The organism is Mesorhizobium sp. M1396, from assembly GCF_040317725.1.
Classification (GTDB): Bacteria; Pseudomonadota; Alphaproteobacteria; order Rhizobiales; family Rhizobiaceae; genus Mesorhizobium.
The window spans coordinates 38,896-62,060 of the sequence record NZ_JAMYLA010000041.1 but is presented as its reverse complement, the minus strand read 5'-3'; the positions used below and the strand labels follow the sequence as shown (position 1 = coordinate 62,060).

The window sequence follows — 23,165 nt, the reverse complement described above, 5'->3', positions numbered from 1 at the left end:
GCCTAGGGTAAGTCTTTGTCGCAGAAGCATTTTCCCTGATTCGGAGCCCCGATGCACCTCAACTCTGTGAGATATTCGGGCTAGCCTGCTGACCTCGCCTTGCGCGACAGGGGGCTCCAATGAGGCAGACGATGGACGAGAAGCAACTGCCCGTGGTTGGCGTTCGCCACATCGACCCGCATTCCTACCCCGAGGGCGTCGCTTTCCTCGACGGCCAATACCTGCCGATGTCGCAAGCCAAGATCTCGGTGCTGGACTGGGGTTTTCTGCATTCCGACGCCACCTACGACACCGTGCATGTTTGGAACGGTCGCTTCTTCCGCCTCGATTTGCATCTCGACCGCTTCTTCGGCGGGCTGGAAAAGCTGCGCATGACGATCCCCTTCGACCGCGAAGGCGTGACCGAAATCCTGCACAATTGCGTGGCGCTGTCCGGCCATCGCGCCGCCTATGTCGAAATGCTGTGCACGCGCGGCGCCTCTCCCACCTTCAGCCGCGATCCGCGCCAGGCGGTCAACCGCTTCATGGCGTTCGCGGTGCCGTTCGGCTCGGTCGCCAATGCCGAGCAGTTGCGGCGCGGCCTGCGTGTCGCCATCAGCGACAAGGTGCGCATCCCGCCGGCCTCGATCGACCCGGCGATCAAGAACTACCACTGGCTCGATCTGGTGCGCGGTCTCTACGACGCCTACGACCGCGGCGCCGAGACCGCGTTGATCCTCGACTTCAACGGCAATGTCGCCGAAGGTCCGGGCTTCAACGTCTTCCGCGTCAAGGACGGCAAACTGTCGACCCCGGCCACAGGCGTTCTGCCCGGCATCACAAGGCGCACCGTCTTCGATCTCTGCGCTGAGGAAGGTCTTGTTGCCGCCCCGGCCGACGTCAGCGTCGCCGCGCTGCGTGACGCCGACGAGGTTTTCATCACCTCTACCGCCGGCGGCATCATGCCGGTGACGGAGATCGACGGCGCCCGGGTCGCGGACGGCAAGATCGGCGCGATCACCACCCGGCTGATGGCACTTTACTGGGAGAAGCACGACGACCCGGCATGGTCGTCTCAGGTGAATTATCCCTGATCGACCGGGCGTTTTGTTCAAAAAGATTTTCCTCTCCTCTGGAAAATCACGCGATAGACCGTATATGGGCGAAAGCGGAGATGCCTCCGCTTTTATCCGAAATCACGCCCGCAGGGGCAAGGACTCTACATCATGACAAACAAGGTTTGGTTCATCACCGGATCGTCGAAAGGCTTTGGCCGCGTCTGGGCCGAGGCCGCGCTCGCCCGTGGCGACCGCGTCGCGGCGACCGCCCGCGATGCCGGCACGCTCGCCGATCTCGTCGAGACATACGGCGACAAGATTGCCGCGATAAAGCTCGACGTCACCGACAAGAAAGCCGTCGATGCCGCTGTCGCCGAGGCGCACAAGCGCTTCGGCCGGCTCGACGTCGTCATCAACAATGCCGGCTACGGCCATTTCGGCGCCATCGAGGAGGTCAGCGAACAGGAAGCCCGCGACCAGATCGAAACCAATGTCTTCGGCGCCCTGTGGGTCACCCAGGCCGCACTGCCGATCATGCGGGCGCAGCGGTCCGGCCACATCATCCAGATCTCGTCGATCGGCGGCGTCAATGCCTTTGCCTCGCTCGGCCTCTACCACGCCTCGAAATGGGCGCTGGAAGCCTTCAGCCAGTCGCTGAGCATCGAGGTCGCGGAATTCGGCATCCATGTGACGCTGGTCGAACCCGGCGGTTTCTCCACCGACTGGGCCGGCCCGTCGGCCAAGGTCTCCCAACCGATCGAGGCCTACGCGCCCGCCCGCGCCAAGATGGCCGAGCGCCGCGCCAATTCGGTCGCCGGCGATCCCGAGGCCACCGGGCCGGCCATGCTGGCCATTGTCGACTCCGCCGAGCCGCCGCTCAGGGTGTTCTTGGGCGATGGCGGCCTGCCGATGATCAAACAGGAATACGCCAACCGCATCGCCACCTGGGAAAAGTGGGATGAGGTTTCCCTTATGGCGCAAGGCGCCAGGAAGAACCGCAAAGCTAACGCCTAGTGGGCCTGGGCTACGCCGCCCCGGCGGCGTAGCCCCTGTCCTTTGGTTGCCGCATAGCTATGCCGAATAGATCCACTGCTCCGGCACGCGCACCGAAATCTCTTCGCCAACGCTGATCGTTCCCGGCTTCTCGACCCAGGCGACGACGCCACGCAGCCGCTTCGCCATCTTCGGGAACAACAACGCGCCGGCTTCAATGTCGGCCATTCCGGTATTTTCGGCTATCGATCGGCCGGCGATACGGCAGGGGCCGTTCTGCGCGTCGACCTTGATCGTCACGCCGCCCTTGAAGAACAGCAGCGTACCGGACGACAGCATGGAGAGGTTCGGCACGCCTTCGATCACCAGATTGGCGCCAATCCATTCCGGCTTGATCTCGGCCAGGCCCATCCGTTCGGCGACGATGGCAAGTTCATCCGCCGCCACGATGGACAATTGCCGTTCGTTGCGCATTTCTGTGCCGCGCGGATACCAGGGTTCGCGCCCGCCCGAACGCCGCGTTTGCCCGGCATGGAAATCGCCCGCTATACCGTCGAAACCCAGCCGCAATTCATCCACCGGGCGCGTCTGAAAATGATCCGATGGCGCCACGTAAAGTGCTGCCGTCTTGGCGACAAGCTTTCGCGCGGGGATGATTTCGGCCGGCTTTTCAGCCTCGGGGAAGAGATTCAGCATGGCTTCATTCCTTGGATAACGCCGCTTGGTTTTGCCCTTCGGCCGGCAAGGCCGCAAGAGCGGTTTGGGCCAAAACGCGCAACTCTTCGACCGAAGCCCCATCCCGCGCCTGGATCGACATGCCGTTCATGACGCCAGCCAGGTATTTGGCGAACCCCTCGACCGACAGGTCCGCCGGCAGGTCGCCCACCGCCCTGCCCCTGGCCAGGCGATCTGCAATCGCCGCTTCACTCGCCTTGCGATAGGTTCTGAGTTCATCGGCAATGGCTTGCGCCTGTGGCGAGGCTGCCAACGCGCCGCTGACGAACAGACAGCCACCAGGCTTGCCGGGCCTGGAATACGCCTCCGCCGCGCCGAGCAGCAACCGCCGGATCGCTTCCCGCGTCGATACCGGCGCGCTCAGCGCTTCCAGCGCAAACCCAATCTCGGTTTCGTGGTAGCGCGTCAGCGCCTTGCGGAACAAGGTCTCCTTGTCGGTGAAGGCGTTGTAGATTTGCGGCGGCGTCAGTCCCATCGCCTCGCGCAGCATGGCCAGCGACGTCGCCTCATAGCCATGCTCCCAGAACAGATGCATCGCCGCATCCAGTGCCCGGTCGGGATCGAATGCGCGCGGCCGGCCGCCACGGGGCTTTTCCGAAGTATTCATAGCGATCGATACGAAACCCATTGACTCGTCTTTTCGATATAACGTACCAATCGATACGAAACATGGCAAGCCGGAAGACATGTCAGTCGGAAAGCCATGGAAACCAGCAAAATGGAGAGCCAAATGCCGATAACCGTGACCGCGCCGGAAGGCATACTGACCCCGACGGGTGAGCGCGAGATCCTGCCGCGTCTCAGCGGCGCCCTCATCGAAGCCTCGGGCGCCACCGGCAATCCGTTCTTCACCGCGATCGTCGGCGGCACGGTCCATGTGCTGCCGCTCCATCGCATCTACGCCGGCGGCGTCAATCGGCCTGTCGTCATGGTCGAGTTGAAGCTGCCGAACATCGGTCTCGGCTCGGTCGAAGCCCGCAAGGACTTTATCATCGCTGCAGCCGCGATTGTCGCCGATCTCTGCGTGCCGGAGCACCAGCCCGAAAACACCTGGATCAACATCGTCAACGCACCCGACGGAGGCTGGGGTATCGGTAGCAGGCAATATTCCGGCGAGGCGCTCATCGCTGCCGCCACCGCCGCCGCGCACTGATCTGTCCGTTGCGATCAACAGGAGTTAACCGATGCGGCTCTCCCCTTCCCTGTTCTTCACCACCAATTGCGAGCCGGCACTGGCCTTCTACGAACAGTGCGGCCTTGGCCGAGGGACGATCCTGCTGCGCTGGGGCGACAACGACATGCCGGTGCGAACCGAAGCGATGCGCGGAAAGGTCCTGCACGCGCGGTTCGAAGGTGCGGGAGTGTTGTTTCACGCTTCCGATAATGACGATGCGGAGCCGATGAAAGGCTCCGCCATGATGCTGGAGTTCGACGACCTGGCCGCCATGCAGGAGCTTTTCGGCCGAATGAGTTCGGGCGGCCGGATCACCGTCCCTCTGGCGAGGCAATATTGGGGAACCAGCTTCGGCATGCTGGTCGATCCCTTCGGCGTGCAATGGATGTTTGGCTGTCCCAATGAGTGAGGTCCGTTGCGGGTCACGATCTTCCTGCCTGAAATGGAACCACTCCCAGACAGCGCCGCATTGCTGCCGCGCTATGCCGGCTAGATGATGCCTCCGAACCAAGTCCGCGGAGGGTCTCATGCGTCCCGGGACGGCAATCGCGCTGCTTTGGCTGATCTGGGTGGTGTCGTGGGCCGCTGCCGCCTTCTGGGCCGACAAAGCCGAGAAGCGCGCCGGCTTCCGGGCCGAGGCGCCTTACCGCGCGGCTCTGATGATCGGCACCATCCTGCTCTTCATTCCGGCGCATAACTATGTCGGCCGGCTTCGCCTGTGGTTCCCCAACCTTGCCGAAGCCTGGATTTGCGTCGCACTGATTGCCGTCGGCTTCGCCTTCTGCTGGTGGGCGCGCCTGCATCTCGGCCGCTTGTGGTCGGGCACTGTCACCGCCAAGGTCGGGCACCGTGTCGTCGACACCGGCCCATACGGCCTCGTCCGCCATCCGATCTACACAGGACTGCTTTTGGCCATACTTGCCACCATGGCGGCGAAAGGCACTGTCTGGGGTGTTGCCGGGGCCATCCTGCTGACCATCGGCATCGTCATGAAGGCAAAGCTCGAGGAACGCTTCCTGCGCGGCGAGTTGGGCAGTGCCTATGACGACTACGCCAGGCGAGTGCCGATGCTGGTGCCGTTCGCGCCAGCCTGACGCGACAAGCTCAAAGCATCCTCAGAAGCGCGCCGCCTATCGAATACCCCGCGCCAAACGCGCAGATCAGGCCGAAATCGCCGGGTTTCATGTCGGCATGGTTCTCTGACAGCGCCACGATGGCGCCGGCGCCCGCCGTGTTGCCCAGCCGTTCAAGCACCATCGGCGCGCGGTCGTGATCGACCTCGTGGCCGAATGACAGTTTCAGGATCATGGCATTCATCCGCGCATTGGCCTGATGCAGCCAGAAGCGCCTGACCGCCTGTGGCGTCAGCCCATGCTCGGCGAGGAATTCCACGATGAACTTCTGCCCGGCGACGGTGACTTCCTTGAACACCTTGTTGCCGACCTGCTTGATCAGATTGCCTTCCAGATTGATCATGTAGGGATCATCTTGGGCGGTCCGGGTGTGGTAGCCCAGATTGGTGCGGATGTTGTTCGACATTTGCGTCCAGATGCGCGTGTCGAGCACCTCGAAACGTCCCGGCCGCTTGTCGCCCTGCGCCAGCCCCTCGACCACCATCGACACCGAAGCGTCGCCGAAGATGAAATGTGTCTGCCGGTCGCGGAAATTGAGATGACCGGTAATGATCTCCGGCGTCGTCACCAGAATGCGCTTGTGCGCGCCCGAGCGCACCAAATTCACCGCCATGTGAAGGGCCGCCGCAGCGGACGAACAGCCAAGCCCCATGTCGAACCCGGCACCCTTGGTGCCCAGCGCCTCCTGCATTTCGACGGCGATCGCCGGATAGGGCCGCTGGTGATGCGAGGCCGAGCAGATCACCAGGTCAATGTCGGATGGTTCTAGGCCAGCATGGTCGAGAGCCTTCTTGGCCGAGGCGATACCGAACTCGGCTTCGAGCGACAGCGCATCGTCGGGCCGTGCCGGAATGCGCGGCGCCATGCGGGTCGGATCGAGAATGCCCTCGCGCTCGATGACATGACGGGTGCGCACGCCCGAGGCGTGAACGATGAAGTCGCTGTCCGATTTCGGCAGCAGCGGCTCGCCGGTGCCCAGACGGCGCGCATTCTCCATGTCGACCCAGGCATTGAAGCTGGCGACCAGTTCTTCATTGGTGATCTTGGCTTCAGGGATTTCTACGCCGATGCCGCTGATGATGACGCGATGCATATATCCAGTCCGTCCCATCCGCAGGCGTTGCGGGCTCCATGTGGGCGCCAGAACGCTCCGGCGCAACAGTTTTCTCACCGCGGCGGTTTACGCCGGCTTAAGCCGGACTCACCAGGCGCACAGCTTGGTGCTGGTCTGTGGGTTGTTCCAGCAGGCACCGTCGTCGCGGCTGCGCACGAACTGCCCCGGCAGCGGCACATTGCGGCGGCCGAGATTGACATAGCCATAGGCAAAGCCCGGCTCGTCGATCTCCAGGACATAGGTCGGATAGCCCGGCGCCGAGATGCGGAAGCTGCCGGCATCATCGATCGCGCGATAGCTGCACGGAAAATAGCCGTCATCGCTGGTGAAGCAGCGCGCCCGCTTGGCCTCGGCCGAGATCGAGAACGCCAGAAGTGCCGCCGCGCACACGCCGCCGCCGAAGAGCATCCTTTTCGGTGTCATCATTTACCCCCGCCACGCGGGCCCAACCTGCCACACGGGCATTTCATCCCATCGGGATGAAATGCGCATGGCGGCGAAACCCCGTCAAGCGGCGGCATTGAGCGTCGTGCAACGTGGATAATCAGGCCCGCTTGGCGACGATGAAGATGCGCGGAAAGCGCAAGAGCACCTTGCCGCTCGCCGTCTTCGGATAGGCCTTGGCGATCTTGGCCGTATAGCTGTCGAGGAACAGCGTCTTCTCGTCCGCATCGAGCGGGTCGACAAAGGGCTTCAAGCCGGTCGATTTCACCCATTCGACGATCGCTTCGGCGTCGGCAAGCGGGTGGTTGTAGATCGTGTGCCAGATGTCCAGCCGATCGCTGAGCGGCGAAAGAAGGTCATAATAGAACGACACCGGCGGCAAGGGCGCGCGCACCGCGCCCTTCATCTTGGCGGCAAACGGCATTTCGGCGGCGGTTTCCCGCATCAGGCGGTGCGAGTCCTCGCCCATATTGTCGGGCATCTGGACGGTCAAGGCGCCGCCCGGCGCCAGGAAGCCCATCAGCCGCTGGAACACCGCGGGATGCTCGGGCAGCCACTGGAACACCGCATTGGCGAAGATCACGTCGACCGGCTCAGCCGGCTGCCACTTCGATGCATCGGCCAGATCAAAGGTGACCTCCGGCAGACGCGCCCTCGCCTTCTCGATCATGTCGGGCGACGTGTCGATACCGCTTACCTGAGCATTCGGCCAGCGCCCGATAAGCAGCTCGGTCGAATTGCCCGGCCCGCAGCCGATGTCGACGACCCGGCGCGGGAAATCCACCGGCACCTGTGCCACGAGATCACGCGCCGGCCGCGTGCGCTCGTCCTCGAATTTCAGATATTGGGCGGCAGACCAATCGGGCTTTTGCGAAACAGCGCTGCTGTTCATCGATAGACCTCGCGACGGTTGCCTATTTCCACGACCAGGACGACAAGGCGGCTATCCCAGAACTGGACGATGATCCGGTGGTCGCCGACGCGAAACCGCCAAGCTTCTTCTTTGGTTGCGGTCAGGCGTTTGGCAAGAACTCTTGGATCGGGATGCGCCGAAACTCGCCCGGCGAGGAATTCGAGGACACGGCGCTGGTCCTTCGTCGAAAGCCGTTCAATATCCTTTTTAGCGCGCGGCGTGAACTCGACACGCCAAGTCATTCAGCGGCAGGCTTCTTGCTACGCTCGTCGCTTTCACGAAGTTCGAGCTGGCGGATCATCTCCTCCAGCGGGATACGAACGCCGTCGTCATTCCTGACCCGTTCCTCGGCAATCCTGGAGTCCTGCCAATCCTCGATGGCCTCGAGAATCGCGTCGGCGGCGACCTGATCGGTCGTACGGCCACTGGCCTCGGCCATGTCGGCCAGCAGCTTTTCGGTCTTTTGCGGCAGTTTGACTGTGATCATGGAAAGCTCCGTCAACCCAATTTAGGTCAAACGACGATCTCCCGCAACGGAACCGTTCCTCTACCGCGTCAGCCTCTTGTAGGTCATACGGTGCGGGTTGACGGCATCGGGGCCGAGGCGGCGGATCTTGTCCTGTTCGTAATCCTCGAAATTGCCCTCGAACCATTCGACATGGCTGTCGCCCTCGAAGGCGAGGATATGCGTCGCCAAGCGGTCGAGGAACATACGATCGTGGGAGATGATGACCGCGCAACCACCGAAGTTTTCCAGCGCGTCTTCGAGTGCGGCAAGCGTTTCCGTGTCGAGATCGTTGGTCGGTTCGTCGAGCAGCAGCACGTTGCCGCCGGTCTTCAGCATCTTGGCTAGGTGCACGCGGTTGCGCTGGCCGCCGGACAGATTGCCGACCTTCTGCTGCTGGTCGCCGCCACGGAAGTTGAACGAGGCGCAATAAGCACGCGTGTTGGCCTCGAACTTGCCAAGCTTGACCACTTCGGCGCCGCCGGAAATCTCTTCCCACACGGTCTTTGACGGATCGAGCGCATCGCGGCTCTGGTCGACATAGCCGAGCTTGACCGTCTCGCCGACGCGCACGGAGCCCGCGTCCGGCTTTTCCTGGCCGGTGATCATACGGAACAGCGTCGTCTTGCCGGCGCCGTTCGGGCCGATGACGCCGACGATGCCGCCGGGCGGCAGCTTGAATTCCAGCCCGTCGATCAAGAGCGTGTCGCCAAAGCCCTTCGACAGGCCCTCCGCCTCGATCACCACATTGCCGAGCCGCTCGCCATGCGGAATGACGATCTGCGTATCGCTTGGACGCCGCTTGTCGGCTGCATCCAGCAGATCCTGGAACGCCTGGATACGCGCCTTGGACTTGGTCTGACGCGCCTTCGGGCTCGACTGAATCCACTCGCGCTCGCGGCCGATGGCGCGCTGGCGGGCATCGTCCTCGCGGCCTTCCTGCTTGAGGCGCTTGGCCTTGGCTTCGAGGTACTTGGTGTAGTTGCCCTCGTAGGGAATGCCGCGACCACGGTCGAGTTCGAGGATCCAGCCGGTGACATTGTCGAGGAAGTAGCGATCGTGGGTGATGATCATCACGGCGCCTGGATAGGCACGCAGGTGCTTTTCCAGCCATGCCGTGGTTTCGGCGTCGAGATGGTTGGTCGGTTCGTCGAGCAGCAGAAGGTCGGGCTGGCGCAGCAAGAGCTGGCAGAGCGCGACGCGGCGGCGCTCGCCGCCCGAAAGCTTGGTGACTTCCGAATCCTTGGGCGGGCAGCCCAGTGCTTCCATCGCCATCTCGACCTGCTGTTCGAGATCCCACAGGTTGAGCCGGTCCATCTCGTCCTGGAGCTTGGCCGACTCGTCGGCCGTCTCGTCGGAATAGTTCATCATCAATTCGTTGTAGCGCTCGATGATGGCGGTCTTGGCGGCGACGCCTTCCATGATGTTTTCGAACACGGTCTTGCTCGGATCGAGCGCCGGCTCCTGCGCCAGGTAGCCGACTGTGGCGCCTTCAGCCAGCCAGGCTTCGCCGTTCCACTCCTTGTCGAGCCCGGCCATGATCTTGAGGATCGTCGACTTGCCCGACCCGTTGGGGCCAAGGATGCCGATCTTGGCGTCCGGATAGAAGGATAGATGGATGTTCTCGAGCACCTTCTTGGTGCCGTAGGCCTTGTTGAGGCCGGCCATGTGATAGATGAACTGGCGTGCCACGCGCGCTTTCCCTGAAAAACTGACTGATCCAGAAAACTGACTGGATTTGTCGAATTGAGTGGAGGTTGGCCGCTATGTAGGCGATGCGGCGGCGAACAGCAATCGCTTTTGCCATATCTGGTCGGTCACGTGGACACTTGCGCGCTGCGGGTACCGCCCCGCGCTTACTGGAACCCGATCGCATCGACCGTGCCGGTCGGGCAGCCGGCCTTGTTGGTCGGCACAGACGCCAGCAGCAGGTCCTTGAGCGAGCTGTTCGGGCCGATCGGGCCAGCAAGTCCGAGCGTCAACTCACCGATCAGCCGCCGGCCGCTCGAAGGATCGATGACGCAGGACACGCGCACACGGTCCCCCGCCCCTGCCCCGAAGGCAGTGTCGAAGGCGCCGCGGATCTGATCCGCCGTCAGCTTGCCGCCGATGTTCTTGGCAAAGAGATCGCGGACCGGCGAGCCGTTCACCGCCCGCATCAGATTAAGCGCGTCGGAGAAATATTCCTGCTGGCTCTTGCCGTAGCAGGTGCCGTGCTTGATCCACTCATGCCGTTCGAGCTTCGAAGCCGTGCCCGGCATCACCTTGTCGAGTTCCGTGCGTGTGCCCGCGTCCAGATTGACCGGCGGCAGGTCCTTCCAGTGAGCCGGATTGTCGTTGGCCTTATCGCCCGCCGTCGCCTGGCAATAGAAATTGCCGTTCGGCTGCGGCCACAGGCCGTGCAAGGTGAAATGCGTCGCGTCGAAGTCGTTGGCACTCTGCGCCTTGCATTCGGTCTTGTTCGACTTGGTTTCGCAAAAGGCCGGCTGCCAGCTCAGCGCGAACACGTATTCGGGTTTTCCCGATGCCGCCGGCTTGCCTTGCCCACCCGGTGCGGCCGGCACCGTCACCGCGCTGCTCCCGGAGACATGGCCGCAGGTGACCTTCACCCAGCGGCGCTCCGGATCGGCGCCCGGCACCAGGATCAGATAATGCGTCGGCGCCTCCTTATTGCCGGCAAGCAGCTGGTAGCTCTGTCCGGCATCGGTCGAGACATTGCCGGGGTTCTTGCCGTTCTTGATGGCTTGCGTCGCCGGACAGGCAGCGTCGGCAACAAAGGAGCCGCTCATCTTGACGTCGGCACGCGCCGCCCCGGCCAGCGACGCCGCCAACGTGGCCAATCCGAAAACGACACCAATGCGCATGGAAAATCCCCGGCTGAAGAAGTGGGCGACAGACTGAAGCTGTCTCCATGTCAGAATTGCGATATTTTGCTGGCCAAACGCAAGAAACATGGTCTGCGAAAGCAGGCAGGGCGGATTGACGCACAACCGGCACCGGCGCAAACAAAGCCGGCGCCACGGTGGTGGCCAGAGCCTGGAGACCGAGCGGCATGTCATTCAGCCAGCAGCGCGTGGTTGCCTCGCCGACCGGGGCCGACCTCAATCTTTTCGTCAGGCGGGCCGATGGCCGGGCACATGCCGTCGTCCAGATCAATCACGGGCTGGCCGAACACGCCGCGCGCTATGCCCGCTTCGCCGATTTCCTCGGGGCACGCGGCTTCCACGTCTATGTCCACGACCATCGCGGCCATGGTGCGACCATGGCCCCCGACGCCCCGCTCGGCAGGTTCGCGGGCAAGGACGGTCCGGCCAAGGTGATCGCCGACGTCGACGCCATTCACGATGTCATCGCCAGCGAACAGCCGAACCGGCCGGTCATCCTGTTTGGTCATTCGATGGGTGCGTCCGTGGCGCTGAACTACCTGCTGCGCCATTCGCCGCGCGTTCATGCCGCCGCGATCTGGAACGGCAATTTCTCAGCTGGCCTGCTCGGCCGGCTAGCGCTCGGCATCCTTGCCTGGGAGCGGATGCGGCTGGGCTCCGACGTGCCATCGCGCCTGTTGCCGAAACTCACCTTTCAGGCCTGGGGCAAGGCGGTGCCCAACCACCGCACATTGTTCGACTGGCTGTCGCGCGACGAAGCGGAAGTGGCGAAATACATCGCCGATCCCCTGTGCGGCTGGGATGCCTCGGTGTCGATGTGGCGCGACGTCGTCGGCATGGCGCTGAATGGCGGCAGGGATGCCGGCTTTGCCGGTATCCGGCGCGATCTCCGCATCAGCATCGTCGGTGGCGAGAAGGATCCCGCATCGGACTACGGCAAAGGGATCACCCATCTTGCCGATCGCATGCGCGGAATGGGTTTTTCGAATCTCGTTTCAAAGGTTTACGCCGACACCCGCCACGAAAGCCTGAACGAGGTGAATCGCGACATCATCATGAACGATTTTGCGACTTGGGCCGACGGCGTGCTGAAGGGTTGAAGGGATTGGCCTATCGCAAGAGCCGTGACAGCCATTGCAGGGCTTGGTAGAGGCTCTGCATTCGCAGCAATCAAGGTGATTGCAGCAACCACGGTGATTTATGGCCGAACCCCCGCTGAAAGGCGTCCGCGTCGTTGAACTCGCCCGCATCCTTGCCGGGCCTTGGGCCGGGCAATTGCTTGCCGATCTTGGCGCCGATGTCATCAAGGTGGAAAGCCCCGATGGTGGCGACGACACCCGCAAATGGGGCCCGCCCTTCGTCATGGGCAAGGACGGCGAGAACCTGTCGGCCGCCTATTACCATTCCTGCAACCGGGGCAAGCGCTCCATCGCCATCGACTTCTCGACGCCGGAGGGCGCGGAGACGGTGCGCAGGCTGGTCGCGACGTCGGATGTGCTGATCGAAAACTTCAAGCTCGGCGGCCTGAAGAAGCACGGCCTCGACTATGCCAGCCTGCGCAAGATCAATCCCCGCCTCGTCTATTGCTCGATCACCGGCTTTGGCCAGGATGGACCTTATGCCCCACGCGCCGGCTACGACTTCATCATCCAGGCCATGGCCGGCATGATGTCGATCACCGGCGAGGTCGGCCGCGAGCCGCAAAAAGCCGGCGTTGCGATCTCGGACATCTTCACCGGCCTTTATTCGGTCATCGCCATCCAGGCCGCATTGCGCCATGCCGAACGGACCGGCGAGGGCCAGCAGATCGACATGTCGCTTTTCGACACCCAGATCTCGGCGCTCGGCAACCAGAACCTCAACTATCTCGTCTCCGGCAAGTCGCCGGTGCAGATGGGCAATGCGCATATGAACATCGCCCCTTACGAGGTGGTGCCGGTCAGGGATGGCCACATCATCCTGGCGGTCGGCAATGACGGCCAGTTCGCCAAATTCTGCGCTGCCGTCGGGTTGGACGATTTGCCTGTCGATCCCGACTTTGCGACCAATCCGGCCCGGGTCGCCAACCGGGTCAAGCTGCGCGAACGCATCATCGAGGCGCTGAAGGTTTTTGATCGCGATCCGCTGCTGGCAAAGCTGGAAGCTGCAAGCGTGCCGGCCAGCCCGATCAACACGATCGGCCAGATGTTCGCCGATCCGCAGACAATCGCGCGCGGCATGCGGCTCGACCTCGACGATGGCCACGGCAACCTTCTGCCGTCGGTGCGCGCACCGATGGTCATGTCGGGCACGCCGCTGGTCTATGAGCGCCCCTCGCCGCGCCTGGGCGAGCACACGCAAGAGATCCTTGCCGAACTGGAGAAGTCTGGACAATGAAGACCGGCGGACAACTGATCGTCGATGCGCTCGAAGCCAACGGCACCGACCGCATCTATTGCGTGCCGGGTGAATCCTATCTGGCGGTGCTCGACGCGCTGCACGATTCAACGATCCGCACCATAGTCTGCCGCCAGGAAGGCGGTGCTGCCATGATGGCCGATTGTCACGGCCGCCTGACCGGCAAACCCGGCATCTGCTTCGTCACCCGCGGCCCCGGCGCCACCAACGCCTCGGCCGGCATCCACATCGCCATGCAGGATTCGATACCCGTCATCCTGTTCATTGGCCAGGTCGCCAGCCACGCCAAGGAGCGCGAGGCCTTCCAGGAAGTCGACTATAAGCGCTTTTTTGGCGATATCGCCAAATGGGTGGTCGAGATCGACGACGCCTCGCGCATCCCCGAATTCGTCACCCGCGCCTTCGCGGTGGCGACATCCGGCCGCCCCGGCCCGGTCGTCATCTCGCTGCCGGAAGACATGCTGACAAGCGTCGTAGAGGCACCCATCGCCTTGCCGCACACACCGGTCGAAACGCGGGCCGGCGAAGCCGAACTCGACGCGCTGGAGAAATTGTTGGCCAAGGCCAAGCGGCCTTTCGTTATCCTCGGCGGCACGCGCTGGGATGCCGAGGCGGTTGCACAAATGCGCACGATCGCCGAGGCGTGGTCGCTGCCAATCGGCTGCTCCTTCCGCCGCCAGATGCTGTTCGATCATCTGCATCCGAACTATGCCGGCGATGTCGGCATCGGCATCAACCCGAAGCTGGCGACAGCGATCAAGCAGGCCGATCTGGTGCTGCTGATCGGTGGCCGCATGGGCGAAATGCCGTCGTCCGACTACACGCTGCTGAAAAGCCCCTACCCTGACCAGGCGCTGGTCCATGTCCACGCCGACGCAGGCGAACTCGGCCGCGTCTACCGGCCAACACTGGCGATCAACGCTTCGCCCTCCGCCTTCGTCGAAGCTTTCGCCAAGCGCAAGCCAGCCTCGGCGCCGACCTGGGCAGCCGAGACGCCAAAGCTGCATGCCGCCTATCTCGACTGGTCGACGCCGCCGGAAAGCGGCCCCGGCTCGGTCCAGATGGGGCCGATCATGAACTATCTGGAAAAGATGTTGCCCGACGACGCCATCCTCACCAACGGCGCCGGCAATTACGCCACCTGGGTGCATCGTTTCCACCGCTTCCGCCGCTTTGCCACGCAAGGCGCACCGACCTCAGGCTCGATGGGCTATGGCACACCTGCGGCGGTCGCCGCCAAAGAGCTGTTTCCGGACCGCACCGTGGTCGCCTTCGCCGGCGACGGCTGCTTCCTGATGAACGGGCAGGAATTCGCCACCGCCGTGCAATATGACCTGCCGATCGTCGTCGTCGTCGTCAACAACGGCATCTACGGCACCATCCGCATGCATCAGGAGCGCGAATATCCCGGCCGCGTCGTCGCTACTGATTTGAAGAATCCTGACTTCGCGGCATTGGCCCGTGCCTATGGCGGTCACGGCGAAACCGTCGAGAAGACCGCCGAATTCGCCCCGGCCTTCGAGCGTGCCCGTGCCAGCGGCAAGCCGGCGATCGTCGAAATCAGGCTCGACCCCGAGGCAATCACGCCGACCAAGACGATGACCCAGATTCGCGACAAGGCCTGATGAAAAAGGGGCGGTCACCCGCCCCTTTCTCTCGGAACGCTATATCCTACTTCGCCTTTTCGATCTGGCCGCGGATCTCGCCGTCCTGGTTGGCTGATGTATGGATGTTGACGTAATATTTGCCTGCCTCCAGGTCAGCCGCCTGCGCATCCGTCAACGTTTCAGATCCCCTGATCGGGCTCTTGAGCTTTTTGAATGGGATGACCGGGTCGGCGTTTGCCCCCATCGCCGCCGGGCCGTGAATGTGCGCGCCCGTTGCTGGTCCGCTGAGGCCGGAATATTTGACGTTCCAGTTGAGCTTCTTCTTGGCCGTGTCGAACGTGAAAGTGGCCGTGCCCTTGCCCTTCGTGGTGACGGGCGGGTTTTGCTGGCCGCCGTCGAGCGTCGCCTTGAACTTTTCCGTGGCGGCCAGAGCCGGCGATGCGAACAGGAACGCGGTCGAAATGGCCAGCGCCGAAAGCGCCGGGAAGAAGGATAGGTTGCGCATGAAGAACCTCCGATTGGGATGTCGCATCCGTCGCGCCTCCCGGCGCGCGCATGCGGTAACGCAACGGCTGAGCATCGAAATGTATCCCACCACACGCTTTTGTGATGGCCGATAAGAGAATCCGATCGCTCGCCCTTCCCGGATTCCAGGGCAGGTGACCCCGTCAGACCGCCGCCAGCGCCTGCGTCAGGTCGGCGATCAGATCGTCGGGGTGCTCGACACCGATCGACAGCCTGACCGTGGTCTCCAGCACGCCGATGCGCTGGCGCACGTCGAACGGAATTCCCGAATGGGTCATGGCCGCGGGATGACTGGCCAGCGATTCCGTTCCGCCGAGGCTCACCGCCAGCTTGAATATCTGCAGCCCGTTGAGAAAGGCGAAGGCCGCCTTCTCCCCGCCCCTGATGTCGAAGGAGAAAGTCGAGCCGGCGCCGCTGCATTGTGCCCTGTAGACAAGGCCTGCCGGCGTATCCTCGCCCACGAATGGCAGATAATGCACCTTCTCGACCTTGGCATGATCGCGCAGGAATTCGGCGACCAGCCGCGCATTGTCGTTGGCCCGCTCCATGCGGATCGACAGCGTCTCCAGCGAGCGGCCGAGCATCCAGCAGGAATGCGGGTCGAGCTGCGTGCCGATCGCGCCGCGCAGCGCCTTGATCGGCTTGGTGACCGTCTTGCTGCCCATGGCGGCACCCGCGATCAGGTCGGAGTGGCCACCGACATATTTGGTCAGCGAATAGACGGAGACATCGGCGCCATGTTCGATCGGCCGCTGGAAAATCGGGCCGAGCAATGTGTTGTCGCAGACGACGATCGGCGACGATCCTTGGGCCGCGCCAATCTCGTCGGCGATCGTCCGCATCAGCGCGATATCGACCAGGCTGTTGGTCGGATTCGACGGTGTCTCGATCAGGATGACCGACACGCGGCCTTTCGCGACGGCCGCGTCGCTAGCCGCGCGCACCGCCGTCTCGTCGACGCCATCCGCGAAGCCGACAGCGCCGATACCGAAACCGGAAAGCGTGCGCGTCAGAAGCGTCTCCGTGCCGCCGTAAAGCGGCTGCGAATGCAGAATGACGTCGCCCGGTCGGGCATAGGCGAGCACTGTGGTGGCGATCGCCGACATCCCGGATGAAAACAAGATGCAGGCATCCGTCCCCTCGTAGATCGCCAGCCGGTCCTCGACGATCTCGCTGTTGGGATGGTTGAAGCGCGAATAGACCAGGCCGGACGCCGTACCGCTTGGCGGCTCCTTGCGCCCGGACGTGTAGTCGAAGAAGTCGCGTCCCTCCTCCGCCGACTTGAACACGAAGGTCGAGGTCAGGAACACCGGCGGCTTGACGGCGCCCTCCGAAAGCTGCGGATCGAAGCCATAGCTCAGCATCAGCGTTTCCGGATGGAGCTTGTGGTTGCCGATATGGGTTTTCGACGGGCGTGGCGCGGTCATGATCTTTCCTGCCTTTCTCGAGGAGTGTCGCGGCAATTTATGCGATCCCGATCGGCCAGTCCTTGCTATTCTTCGGCTCGCATGGCTGCATTCCCGCAACAAATTGCCTGGAGAGACCGAAAGTGCAGCAGAAGATAGCCGATGATTTCGACCGCAGGATCCTGCGTGAGCTGCAGGCGGACGCCCGCATCACCAACAACGAGCTTGCCGAACGGATCGGCTTGTCGCCCTCGCCTTGCCTGCGGCGGGTGCGGCGGCTGGAGGAAACCGGCGTCATCAGGGGCTACACCACGCTGGTCGATCCCTCAGCCTTCGGCTGGAGCATGGTCGCCATCGCCACCATCCGGCTCGGCCGCCAGAACGAGGACGAGATCGTCATGTTCGAGGACGCGATCCGCGGCTGGGAGGAGGTGCTGGAATGCCACCTCGTCACCGGTTCGCGCGACTATGTGCTGAAGGTGGTGACGGGAAGCCTCGAACAGTACGAGCGCTTCATCAAGGAAAAGATCGCGCGGCTGAAATGCGTCGCTTCGATCGAAACCAGCTTCGTCATGAACACCATAAAGGAACGGCGCCTCTGACACCAATGCATGTCGTCCAAAAGTGTGCAGCGGTTTCGACATGCATCAAAACAAAGAGATAGAGCGGTTCTACCGAACCGCTCTATCCAGAGGCGCCGCTCTCGAGATCAGGATGCCCGGCAGGCTTACTTCACCGCCTTGTCGGTGATGGCGGTGGTGTAGGCGCCGGTCGGCTCCTTGGTGATGATCTTCTGGTCGAGCAGCGCCTTGGCGGTGCGCTCGTAGGTTGCCGGGTCCAGCTTGCCGTCGGCATTGTCGACCAGCTTGGCGACTTCGCTCATCATGCGCTTCTGGTGGTTCTCGTCCTGGCCGCCCGCGTCCATGACGATGCCCGCGGCTTCATCATTGTTGTCGATGGCGAATTTCCAGCCCTTCATCGAGGCGCGCACGAAACGCACCATCTTGTCTTCGAAAGCCGGATCCTTGAGCTTGTCTTCCGACGCATAGAGCCCGTCCTCGAGAAGATCATTGCCCATCGCCGAGTAGTTGAACACGGTCAACTGCTCCGGCTTGTATCCGGCGTCGATGAGCTGCCAGTATTCGTTGTAGGTCATGACCGAAATGCAATCCGCCTGCTTCTGGATCAGCGGCTGCACGTCGAAGCTCTGCTTGAGCACGGTGACACCGTCCGGGCCGCCGTCGGTCTTGAGGCCGAGCTTGTTCATCCAGGCGTAGAATGGATATTCATTGCCGAAGAACCAGACGCCGAGCGTGTGGCCCTTGAAGTCGGCTTCGGTCTTGATCGGTCCGTCCTTCGGGCAGACAAGTTCCATGCCGGCCTTCTTGAACGGCTGGGCGATGTTGACCAGCGGCACGCCCTTTTCGCGGGCGGCCAGCGCACCGCCCATCCAGTCGACGATGACGTCGGCGCCGCCGCCGGCGATCACCTGCTCGGGCGCGATGTCCGGGCCGCCCGGCTTGATCTCGACGTCGAGGCCTTCGGCCTCGTAGAAACCCTTGGCCTTGGCGACATAGTAGCCGGCAAACTGGGCCTGAGTGACCCATTTCAGCTGCAACGTCACCTTGTCGGCGGCCATTGCCTGGAAAGCGGCAAGCGACATCGCGCCGGCCAGAACAGGAATAATCAGTCTTTTCATTTTATTACCCTCTGAAGTTAGTGCCCTTAAACCCACCGCCCCTATCCACCACGGACAGAGGGATGCCAAAACGTGACGGCTCTTTCGACAAGAGCGACCACGCCATAAAAGACCGAACCCGCAAGTGCTGCAACTGCGATTTCGGCCCAGACCATGTCGATGTTCATCCGCCCGACCTCGGTCGAGATGCGGAAGCCCATGCCGACGACAGGCGTGCCGAAGAACTCGGCGACGATGGCGCCGATCAGCGCCAGCGTCGAGTTGATCTTCAGCGCGTTGAAGATGAAAGGCGCGGCCGCCGGCAGCCTGAGCTTCAGCAGCGTCTGCCAGTAACCCGACGCATAGGTGCGCATCAGGTCGCGTTCCATATGGCCCGAGGCGGCAAGGCCGGCGACCGTGTTCACCAGCATCGGGAAGAAGGTCATAATGATGACCACCGCCGCCTTGGACTGCCAGTCGAAGCCGAACCACATGACCATGATCGGTGCTACGCCGATGATCGGCAGCGCCGAGACCATGTTGCCGATCGGCAGCAGCCCGCGCCGCAGGAACGGCACGCGGTCGGCGAGCACCGCGGCGATGAAGCCGGCGCTGCTGCCCACGACATAGCCGAAGACAACTGCCTTGAAGATGGTCTGGCGGACATCGGCGCCGAGTACAGGCAGCGAACCGGCGATGCGCACGCCGATGGCGCTAGGCGGCGGCAACAGGATGAAGGGGATGCCCGCGCCTCGCGTCACCGTTTCCCAGATGATCAGGATCCAGGCGCCGAAGATGGCCGGGATGATCAGGCGCAACCCCGTCCGTGCCCAACTGGCTAAAGGACGCAATGACGACAGCACCGCCACGCAGCGCCAGCCAAGCAGCCATGCGGCCGCGAGCAGCAGGAAATACGGCGCCAGTGCGGTGCCCTCGAAACCTGTAATGCCCGATATCAGCAGCCAGGCGACGAGGTGGGCGCCGACAAACAGCACCACCGCTTCCGCAAGAGGAGGAATCCTGGCCATCGAGATCAGCGCCGCTAGCACCGCCAGGCCGAGCATCAAGCCCTTGGTTCCGAGATAGGGGTAGTCGAAGCTGGCTGTCGGGTCGGCAAGTGCTGCCGCTTCCGGCCTCGACATCGCTCCGAGCGCCACCGCGATCAGGCACAGCACGATGGCCAGTACTGCTTGCCAAGAGGGTTTCAGCCAGTTCATGCCGGCCTCCCGCCCATGGCGCGGTCGACGATGCGTCCGGCGATGCCGACTATCATGACGAGAAGTGCCGCCACCACCGAACCGGCGACCAGCGCCGACCAGATGTCGATGGACTGGCTGTAATAGGCGCCGGCCAAGAGCTTGGCGCCGATGCCGGCGACCGCACCGGTCGGCAGTTCGCCGACGATGGCGCCGACCAGGCTCGCCGCCACCGCCACCTTCATCGAGGTGAACAGGAACGGCACCGAGGCCGGCACGCGCAATTTCCAGAAGGTCTGCGCAAGGCTGGCATTGTAGGTGTGCATCAGATCGAGATGCATGATCTCGGGCGAACGCAGGCCCTTCACCATGCCCACCGTCACCGGGAAGAACGACAGATAGGTCGAGATCATCGCCTTCGGGATCAGGCCGGTGATGCCGACCGCCGCCAGCACGACGATGATCATTGGCGCCACCGCCAGGATGGGAATAGTCTGTGAGGCGATGATCCAGGGCATCAGGCTGCGGTCGAGCGTCGCCACATGCACGATGCCGACAGCGATGATGATGCCGAGCGCCGTGCCGAAAGCAAAGCCGAGCAGCGTCGACGACAGCGTCACCCAGGCATTGTAGACGAGGCTGCGACTGGAGGTGACGGGCCGCAGGAAGGTGTTTTCGAAGAAATTCACCGCCACCTGATGCGGTGCCGGCAGTGTCGGCTTCGGCTGCGCCAGCGTCTTGCCGATGAACTCGCTCAAGGTATGTGTTTCACCGGCGCGGCGGTCGAGATCGCGCTGGAACGGCGTGTTGAGGATGACGGCGAAGACATACCAGAGCACGACCACGCCAGCGAGGATCGAGGTCACGGGAATGAGCTTGTCGCGGAAGGTGTCCATTAGCAGGCCTCGCCAGACAGGCGGGCGCTGTGCGTAACGCGAGCGACCCACCACGCGTTGGTCATCCTAGGGCGGAGCAGCCGCAAAGGGGTGTGCGTAGCGGGAACGGCCAACCACGCCTTCGTCATCCTAGGGCGAAGCAAGGAGCGAAGCGACGCGGCGCAGACCCTAGGATCCATGCCGTTACCTACCCGCTCCGCAGCGGCGCGGAACATGGCTCCCTGTCCCTCGCCCTGCTTTTCGGCCAGCGTCACGGCATGGATCCTAGGGTCTGCGCTCGCCGCTTCGCGTCGGCTCCGCCCTAGGATGACGAAGGCGCGGGTGGCCACCCCCTCACCCGACCTCCGCTTCGCTCCGGCCACCCTCTCCCCGCTGGGGAGAGGAGGAACCTCGTCCGGCATCCCCTCAATCATCATAACTATGCCCTGCCCGCAGCCCGTCGCGCACCCGCGCTGCGATCGCCAGAAATTCCGGCGTCTCGCGGATGTCGAGCGGCCGTTCTTTCGGCAGCGTCGATTCGATCACATCGCTGACGCGGCCTGGGCGCGGCGACATGACGACGATGCGCGTCGACAGATAAACGGCTTCGGGAATGGAATGGGTGACGAAGCAGATGGTCTTGTTGGTCCGTCCCCACAGTTCCAGCAATTGCTCATTGAGGTGGTCGCGCACGATCTCGTCCAGCGCGCCGAACGGCTCGTCCATCAGCAGAAGGTCGGCATCGAAGGCCAGCGCGCGTGCGATCGAGGCGCGCTGCTGCATACCGCCCGACAATTGCCAGGGATACTTCTTTTCGAACCCCAAGAGGTTGACGAGGTCGAGCGTGCGCTTGATGCGCTGCGCCTGTTCCGCCTTGGACAGGCCCATGATCTCCAGCGGCAGCCCGACATTGCGCTCGATGGTGCGCCAGGCAAACAACGCCGCTGCCTGGAAGACATAGCCATAGGCGCGTTTCTCGCGTGCCTGTTCGGGCGTCATGCCATTGACGGAAATCGTCCCCGAGGTCGGCTTCTCCAGATCGGCGATGACGCGCAGCAGCGTGGTCTTGCCGCAGCCCGAAGGCCCGATGAAGGAGACGAACTCCCCCTTGCCGATGGTGAGATCGACATTGGACAGCGCCTGCACCGGCCCGTCATTGGTCTGGAAGGTCAGTCCGAGTTTGCTTGCCGCGACGACGGCTGGCGAAATCCCTGTCATCGGCTGCCGCCCGCCTGGTCCGGTCCCTGCGGCGCCGGCTGGAATCCGATTGCTTTTATCGCGATGTTGTTTTCCACTCGCCCTGTCCCATTGGTCTTGTCCCCACTCGATCGACGCCCGGAGTTTCCCGATGTCGCCCAAACCCACTTGTCATCTTATCCGCCCTGAAAGCACTTATGAAGGCAAGCAGGGATTGACCTATTTCGCCGGCATCGCCGCTGAAACCGTCGGTGCCTCGGGCATCTGCATGCATCTGCTCACCCTCCCACCCGGCGCCCGCGCCAAGGCGCACATGCATGAGAGCCATGAGACGGCGATCTATGTGCTCTCCGGCGAAGTCCACACCTGGTATGGCGAACGGCTCGAGCATCATATCGTCGTCAAGGCTGGCGACCTTTTCTACATTCCCGCCGGCGTGCCGCATCTGCCGGCCAATCTGAGCGGTGCCCCGTCTTCGGCCGTCATTGCTCGCACCGATCCCAACGAACAGGAAAGCGTCGTGCTGTTGCCGGAACTGGATGCGCTGGTCGCCTGAAACCGACGGCGCCGGTGCGAACTTGCGCGTCATCGGCACCGGGACACTTCCCCGTACACAGTGGCATCCTCATCCGCGATCACCAGCTTCTTGGCGTTCTTGGGACTGCGCTTGATGGTGAACTGTATCGGCGACTGACCATCCTCGCCTTCTGCCTCGCACATTGACTTCACCACCAGCGAACCGTCAGCCTGCGTCTTCTTATCGGTAAAGGTGCAGGCGCTGGTCGCGGTGATGAATTCCGTATCGTTCAGCAGCAGCATGTCTTCCGCATAGACTTCCTGGCCGTTCTTGTTGATGCAGCCGGACTTGTTGCCATAGGGCTTGGACAGATCGATGCCCGCCGCCGAGGCTTGCCCCGCGGCCAGCACGAGAACCATCGCAACAGACAGACCAAAACCACGCATGCTCACCCCCAAAACGTCACGAACATGATTGCAGCGGCCCCATTTCCTCAAGGCCGGGGATGGTGACGAAGAAACCATCCTTCCCCTTGTTGGTGACCACGACTGTTTCGATCGTCGTCCCCGCTTCGCCGTCGGCGGAGCAGGTCGAACTGAGCGATTGTGCGCCCAGCACCGGCGTCAATTGCCGCGCGAACCGGCAGCCGCTGCCATAGGTCTCGATGCCTTCGGCGGTCAGCACGATATAGGCGTCACTGTCCTGATAACCGGCCTTGACGCCGGCACAGCCGATATCATTGCCCCAGGAGCCGGCCAGCACGCCGCCGGCTGCCGCCGGGCCAGCGGCAATTGCCGCCAAGACCAACGAAATGAGCGCGGCCGAACGCGCCAA

At 63.0% G+C, this 23,165-nt stretch carries 27 protein-coding genes; 10 read left to right on the top strand and 17 right to left on the bottom strand.

All coding sequences use genetic code 11. The features are described from left to right. The first annotated feature begins 119 nt into the window (after positions 1-119). Together NKH02_RS24200 and NKH02_RS24195 are read left to right on the top strand one after the other, a co-directional pair. Positions 120-1,073, top strand: coding sequence for a D-amino acid aminotransferase (locus NKH02_RS24200; RefSeq protein ID WP_352865395.1), 954 nt, complete (start codon positions 120-122; stop codon positions 1,071-1,073). 132 nt (positions 1,074-1,205) lie between these two features. After that, on the top strand, positions 1,206-2,051 hold the full coding sequence (locus NKH02_RS24195) for an SDR family oxidoreductase (RefSeq protein WP_352882062.1): 846 nt from the start codon (positions 1,206-1,208) through the stop codon (positions 2,049-2,051). Between the two features lie 57 nt (positions 2,052-2,108). Here NKH02_RS24195 and NKH02_RS24190 read toward each other — a convergent pair whose 3' ends face one another. Both NKH02_RS24190 and NKH02_RS24185 read right to left on the bottom strand, forming a co-directional pair. Next, positions 2,109-2,726: an MOSC domain-containing protein gene (locus NKH02_RS24190; protein ID WP_352865400.1), complete on the bottom strand. Its 618-nt coding sequence runs from the start codon at positions 2,724-2,726 to the stop codon at positions 2,109-2,111. Positions 2,727-2,730: 4 nt separating this feature from the next. Continuing rightward, complete coding sequence (locus tag NKH02_RS24185; protein WP_352865402.1) at positions 2,731-3,393, bottom strand: TetR/AcrR family transcriptional regulator; 663 nt, start codon at positions 3,391-3,393, stop codon at positions 2,731-2,733. A gap of 102 nt (positions 3,394-3,495) precedes the next feature. Between NKH02_RS24185 and NKH02_RS24180 the strand changes: the two genes are divergently transcribed. The 3 genes from NKH02_RS24180 to NKH02_RS24170 all read left to right on the top strand — a co-directional run bounded on the left by NKH02_RS24180 (position 3,496) and on the right by NKH02_RS24170 (position 5,033). Beyond that, the gene (locus NKH02_RS24180) at positions 3,496-3,918 is read left to right on the top strand and encodes a hypothetical protein (RefSeq protein ID WP_352865405.1); all 423 of its coding nucleotides are present in this window, start codon (positions 3,496-3,498) and stop codon (positions 3,916-3,918) included. Between the two features lie 31 nt (positions 3,919-3,949). Continuing rightward, positions 3,950-4,348: a VOC family protein gene (locus NKH02_RS24175; protein WP_352882060.1), complete on the top strand. Its 399-nt coding sequence runs from the start codon at positions 3,950-3,952 to the stop codon at positions 4,346-4,348. A gap of 118 nt (positions 4,349-4,466) precedes the next feature. Next, positions 4,467-5,033: a methyltransferase family protein gene (locus tag NKH02_RS24170; protein ID WP_352882059.1), complete on the top strand. Its 567-nt coding sequence runs from the start codon at positions 4,467-4,469 to the stop codon at positions 5,031-5,033. A gap of 10 nt (positions 5,034-5,043) precedes the next feature. On the opposite strand, the gene NKH02_RS24165 is transcribed toward NKH02_RS24170, so the two are convergent. The 7 genes from NKH02_RS24165 to NKH02_RS24135 all read right to left on the bottom strand — a co-directional run bounded on the left by NKH02_RS24165 (position 5,044) and on the right by NKH02_RS24135 (position 10,912). Continuing rightward, positions 5,044-6,165, bottom strand: coding sequence for a beta-ketoacyl-ACP synthase III (locus NKH02_RS24165; RefSeq protein WP_352865412.1), 1,122 nt, complete (start codon positions 6,163-6,165; stop codon positions 5,044-5,046). Positions 6,166-6,273: 108 nt separating this feature from the next. After that, the gene (locus tag NKH02_RS24160; RefSeq protein WP_352882057.1) at positions 6,274-6,612 is read right to left on the bottom strand and encodes a hypothetical protein; all 339 of its coding nucleotides are present in this window, start codon (positions 6,610-6,612) and stop codon (positions 6,274-6,276) included. A gap of 118 nt (positions 6,613-6,730) precedes the next feature. Beyond that, on the bottom strand, positions 6,731-7,522 hold the full coding sequence (tam, locus tag NKH02_RS24155) for a trans-aconitate 2-methyltransferase (protein WP_352882055.1): 792 nt from the start codon (positions 7,520-7,522) through the stop codon (positions 6,731-6,733). Beyond that, the gene (locus NKH02_RS24150; RefSeq protein ID WP_352865421.1) at positions 7,519-7,785 is read right to left on the bottom strand and encodes a type II toxin-antitoxin system RelE family toxin; all 267 of its coding nucleotides are present in this window, start codon (positions 7,783-7,785) and stop codon (positions 7,519-7,521) included. Before NKH02_RS24150 ends, tam begins: the two co-directional genes overlap by 4 nt. After that, positions 7,782-8,030 (bottom strand): DUF6290 family protein, encoded by a 249-nt coding sequence (locus NKH02_RS24145; protein WP_352882053.1) that lies wholly within the window; start codon positions 8,028-8,030, stop codon positions 7,782-7,784. Before NKH02_RS24145 ends, NKH02_RS24150 begins: the two co-directional genes overlap by 4 nt. A 60-nt stretch (positions 8,031-8,090) precedes the next feature. After that, positions 8,091-9,740, bottom strand: a complete 1,650-nt coding sequence (ettA, locus tag NKH02_RS24140; protein WP_352865427.1) for an energy-dependent translational throttle protein EttA — start codon at positions 9,738-9,740, stop codon at positions 8,091-8,093. Between the two features lie 164 nt (positions 9,741-9,904). After that, positions 9,905-10,912, bottom strand: coding sequence for a ribonuclease T2 family protein (locus NKH02_RS24135; RefSeq protein WP_352882051.1), 1,008 nt, complete (start codon positions 10,910-10,912; stop codon positions 9,905-9,907). 188 nt (positions 10,913-11,100) lie between these two features. Here NKH02_RS24135 and NKH02_RS24130 point away from each other — a divergent pair, with 188 nt between their 5' ends. From NKH02_RS24130 to NKH02_RS24120, 3 genes are all read left to right on the top strand, one after another. Next, positions 11,101-12,033 (top strand): alpha/beta fold hydrolase, encoded by a 933-nt coding sequence (locus NKH02_RS24130; protein ID WP_352882048.1) that lies wholly within the window; start codon positions 11,101-11,103, stop codon positions 12,031-12,033. 100 nt (positions 12,034-12,133) lie between these two features. Beyond that, positions 12,134-13,309, top strand: coding sequence for a CaiB/BaiF CoA transferase family protein (locus tag NKH02_RS24125; protein ID WP_352882045.1), 1,176 nt, complete (start codon positions 12,134-12,136; stop codon positions 13,307-13,309). Then, on the top strand, positions 13,306-14,955 hold the full coding sequence (locus NKH02_RS24120) for a thiamine pyrophosphate-binding protein (protein ID WP_352882043.1): 1,650 nt from the start codon (positions 13,306-13,308) through the stop codon (positions 14,953-14,955). Before NKH02_RS24125 ends, NKH02_RS24120 begins: the two co-directional genes overlap by 4 nt. A 46-nt stretch (positions 14,956-15,001) precedes the next feature. Here the strand turns inward: NKH02_RS24120 and NKH02_RS24115 are convergent, their stop codons facing one another. Both NKH02_RS24115 and NKH02_RS24110 read right to left on the bottom strand, forming a co-directional pair. After that, positions 15,002-15,442, bottom strand: coding sequence for a CHRD domain-containing protein (locus tag NKH02_RS24115; protein ID WP_352865441.1), 441 nt, complete (start codon positions 15,440-15,442; stop codon positions 15,002-15,004). A gap of 163 nt (positions 15,443-15,605) precedes the next feature. Next, positions 15,606-16,889 carry a cystathionine gamma-synthase family protein gene (locus NKH02_RS24110; protein ID WP_352882040.1) on the bottom strand — a complete coding sequence of 428 codons (1,284 nt, stop codon included), beginning with the start codon at positions 16,887-16,889 and terminating at the stop codon, positions 15,606-15,608. 122 nt (positions 16,890-17,011) lie between these two features. Between NKH02_RS24110 and NKH02_RS24105 the strand changes: the two genes are divergently transcribed. Continuing rightward, entirely contained in the window at positions 17,012-17,470 is a 459-nt protein-coding gene (locus NKH02_RS24105; protein WP_352865446.1) for an Lrp/AsnC family transcriptional regulator, read from the top strand. Between the two features lie 125 nt (positions 17,471-17,595). On the opposite strand, the gene NKH02_RS24100 is transcribed toward NKH02_RS24105, so the two are convergent. From NKH02_RS24100 to NKH02_RS24085, 4 genes are all read right to left on the bottom strand, one after another. Next, a complete protein-coding gene (locus tag NKH02_RS24100) occupies positions 17,596-18,567 on the bottom strand; it encodes an ABC transporter substrate-binding protein (RefSeq protein ID WP_352882038.1) in 972 nt (323 codons plus the stop codon). A 41-nt stretch (positions 18,568-18,608) separates the two neighbouring features. After that, on the bottom strand, positions 18,609-19,763 hold the full coding sequence (locus NKH02_RS24095; protein ID WP_352882036.1) for an ABC transporter permease: 1,155 nt from the start codon (positions 19,761-19,763) through the stop codon (positions 18,609-18,611). After that, the gene (locus NKH02_RS24090) at positions 19,760-20,638 is read right to left on the bottom strand and encodes an ABC transporter permease (protein WP_352882034.1); all 879 of its coding nucleotides are present in this window, start codon (positions 20,636-20,638) and stop codon (positions 19,760-19,762) included. Before NKH02_RS24090 ends, NKH02_RS24095 begins: the two co-directional genes overlap by 4 nt. 405 nt (positions 20,639-21,043) lie before the next feature. Continuing rightward, positions 21,044-21,835 (bottom strand): ABC transporter ATP-binding protein, encoded by a 792-nt coding sequence (locus NKH02_RS24085; RefSeq protein WP_352882032.1) that lies wholly within the window; start codon positions 21,833-21,835, stop codon positions 21,044-21,046. A gap of 130 nt (positions 21,836-21,965) precedes the next feature. Here NKH02_RS24085 and NKH02_RS24080 point away from each other — a divergent pair, with 130 nt between their 5' ends. Continuing rightward, complete coding sequence (locus NKH02_RS24080) at positions 21,966-22,370, top strand: cupin domain-containing protein (RefSeq protein WP_352865457.1); 405 nt, start codon at positions 21,966-21,968, stop codon at positions 22,368-22,370. A gap of 29 nt (positions 22,371-22,399) precedes the next feature. Here NKH02_RS24080 and NKH02_RS24075 read toward each other — a convergent pair whose 3' ends face one another. Both NKH02_RS24075 and NKH02_RS24070 read right to left on the bottom strand, forming a co-directional pair. Then, on the bottom strand, positions 22,400-22,777 hold the full coding sequence (locus tag NKH02_RS24075; protein WP_352882030.1) for a hypothetical protein: 378 nt from the start codon (positions 22,775-22,777) through the stop codon (positions 22,400-22,402). Positions 22,778-22,793: 16 nt separating this feature from the next. Beyond that, positions 22,794-23,165: a hypothetical protein gene (locus tag NKH02_RS24070; RefSeq protein WP_352882028.1), complete on the bottom strand. Its 372-nt coding sequence runs from the start codon at positions 23,163-23,165 to the stop codon at positions 22,794-22,796.